Consider the following 2831-nt stretch of genomic DNA (forward strand, 5'->3'; position numbering starts at 1 on the left):
CCGTCATTGTTCCCTGCCCCTGCACCACCGCGCGTGGGCAGTCAGCCCCTTCATCTCCCGGATACCGCCACACGCGTCACCCGCCCGGGACAGCGCGCTACGCCCCTCATTTCCCCGGCACGGCGCGCCGCGGCACCAAAACCAACAGCACCCCCGGTGGAGACATATCCACCGGGGGTGCCGCGCTTTCCCATGCCACCCCATCGGAGCAGCACGGACAAAAAAGAGGCGGGCCCCCGTCTTTTGACGTGGCCCGCCCATGAAATCAACGCCCAGAGTGCGCCGTCACGGACACGAGGGGTCCGGCTCGAAAACCGGGCTCGCCTCCGTTCCGAAGCACTCTGGCAAGGGTTACTTGATAAATTTTTAGGCTTTCTTCTTGCGGCCCGCGATCTGATAACGCTTCTGCGAGTTAAGTTCAACCTTGCGCAGGCGGATGGCTTCCGGCGTAATCTCGACGAGTTCGTCCTCACGGATGAAGTGCAGGGCGCGCTCCAGCGTCATGGGCAGCACGTTGGTCAGCACAACGGCGTCGTCCTTGCCGGACGCACGCATGTTGGTGAGCTTCTTGCCCTTGGTGGGGTTCACGTCGATATCGTTTTCGCGGTTGTGCTCGCCAACGATCATGCCCTCGTACACGGCGTCGCCCGGATTGATGAACAGGCTGCCGCGGGGCTCAAGGTTGAACAGGGCGTAGGCCACGGCCTTGCCCGCACGGTCGGAGACGATGGAGCCGGAGTAGCGCGTGGGGAACTCGCCGCGGTGGTCGCCATAGCCCTCAAGGTAGGAGTTCATGATGCCGGTACCCTTGGTATCGGTCAGGAACTCGTCGCGGTAGCCGATGAGGCCACGGGAGGGGATGGAGAATTCCATACGCACGCGTCCGGTGCCGTTGTTGACCATATTGGTCATGCGGCCCTTACGCATGGCGAGCTTCTCGGTGACGACGCCCATGGAGGCTTCGTCGCAGTCCACGTACAGGTGCTCAATGGGCTCCAGCAGCTTGCCGCTTTCGTCGCGCTTGTAGATAACCTCGGGACGGCCCACGTTCAGCTCAAAGCCTTCGCGGCGCATGGTCTCGATGATGATGGCCATCTGGAACTCGCCACGGCCCTTCACGAGGAAGGCGTCGCGGTCGTCGGTCTCTTCCACGCGGATAGCCACGTTGGAGAGGGCTTCGCGGGTCAGGCGCTCCTTAATCTTGCTGGAGGTCACCTGCGAGCCTTCCTGACCGGCCAGCGGCGAGGTATTGATGCCAAAGCGCATGCTGACGGTCGGCTCATCAACGGTGATGCGGGGCAACGCCTGTGGATTGTCCACTGTGCAGATGGTATCGCCGATTGTCACGTCCTCAATGCCGGACAGCACGATGATGTCACCGGGCTGGGCGCTGTCGGTATCCACAACCTTCAGACCGCCGTAGGTCTGCAGGCGGGACACACGCAGGGACTTCTTGGAGTCGTTTTCACCAAGGCAGACCAGCTGCTCGTTGCTGTGGGCGGTGCCGTTGGTTACGCGGCCAATGGCAAGGCGGCCCAGATAGTCGGAGTAGCTGAGGTCGGACACCAGCATCTGGAAGGGTGCGTCGGGGTCGTAGCTGGGCGCGGGGACTTCCTCCACCACGGCATCCAGCAGGATGTGCAGGTTGGAGGCCTCGTCCTCAAGGTTCTTCTTGGCGATGCCGTCGCGGCCGATGGCGTAGTACAGCGGGAACTCCAGCTGGTCGTCATCTGCGCCAAGGTCGATGAGCAGGTCGTAGACCTCGTTCAGCACTTCGTCGGGACGGGCGTCCGCACGGTCAATCTTATTGACCACAACCAGCAGCTTCAGACCGGCGTTCAGCGCCTTTTCCAGCACGAAGCGGGTCTGCGGCAGCGGGCCTTCGGAGGCGTCCACCAACAGGATAACGCCGTCGCACATGGACAAAGAGCGTTCAACCTCGCCACCAAAGTCGGCGTGACCGGGGGTGTCGATGATGTTGATTTTCCTGTCACGCCAGTGGATGGAACAGTTTTTCGCGGCGATGGTAATGCCGCGCTCACGCTCCAGATCCATGGAGTCCATGACACGATCATCAACGTCTTGCCCCTCGCGGAACACTCCGCTCTGCTTAAACATCTGGTCGACCAGCGTCGTTTTGCCGTGGTCAACGTGAGCAATGATGGCGATATTGCGCAACGATTCGTTGCGCGCGGTTTTCTTGGGCATCTCTTTGTCCTAGTTCGGGAAAAATACTGCTTTGGATGGGAGACCGTGCCGATGGCAACGGCCTTGCGCTATTGCGCGGAACGGGGGTTTGTAGCAAAACGGATTTGCGTTGGCAATGATTAATTTTAACATTGGGCACCGCCCCGCACTCTCGCCCTGAGGCCGGCGCAGACCCTACGCCTTTCTTTTCCCGCCAGCAAGCGTTGATCCATACTCCTTTTCGCGGCCTTGTGCCCCGCCCTTTTCCGCAAGTCTCTTGCCCCATCCACATGTCTTCATGTAACACTATATAGTGCGGCACATGGGCCTTATGCTTCGCGTCACCACCCACAAACGCAGGCGAATTATGAAAACGACCCGCGTGATATATGCCTTGGCAGCTCTGCTTTTCAGCGTCATCCTCCTGCCGCTGCCAAGCCGTGCGGGCGAATCCCAGCCCCTTGTTATCGCCATCGACAGCGATGCGCCACCTCTGGCCTACATCGGAGCCAGCGGCAAAGCGTCGGGATTTTTTGTCGATCTCTGGAAACTGTGGGGCACCAAAGTGCAGCGCGAGGTGCGGTTTCTGCCCGCGTCCCCTGCCGCCGCCGTGGACGCCATCCAAAGCGGCAGGGCCGACCTGC

The 2831-nt window shown here is 61.0% G+C and carries 2 protein-coding genes; one reads left to right on the plus strand and one right to left on the minus strand.

The genetic code is table 11. The features are described 5' to 3' along the window. Nucleotides 1–366: 366 nt before the first annotated feature. Nucleotides 367–2208: a translational GTPase TypA gene (gene typA, locus ACY69P_RS15810; protein WP_459901926.1), complete on the minus strand. Its 1842-nt coding sequence runs from the start codon at nt 2206–2208 to the stop codon at nt 367–369. Between the two features lie 373 nt (nt 2209–2581). On the opposite strand from typA, the gene ACY69P_RS15815 reads away from it, so the two are divergent. Beyond that, on the plus strand, nt 2582–2831 hold a 250-nt coding region (locus tag ACY69P_RS15815; protein WP_462328179.1), incomplete at its 3' end, for a transporter substrate-binding domain-containing protein.

Source organism: Desulfobaculum sp., assembly GCF_054921475.1.

Bases quoted from the DNA above. Each gene is read 5' to 3' on its own strand.
- typA (WP_459901926.1), bottom strand. From the start codon at position 2,208: ATGCCCAAGAAAACCGCGCGCAACGAATCGTTGCGCAATATCGCCATC.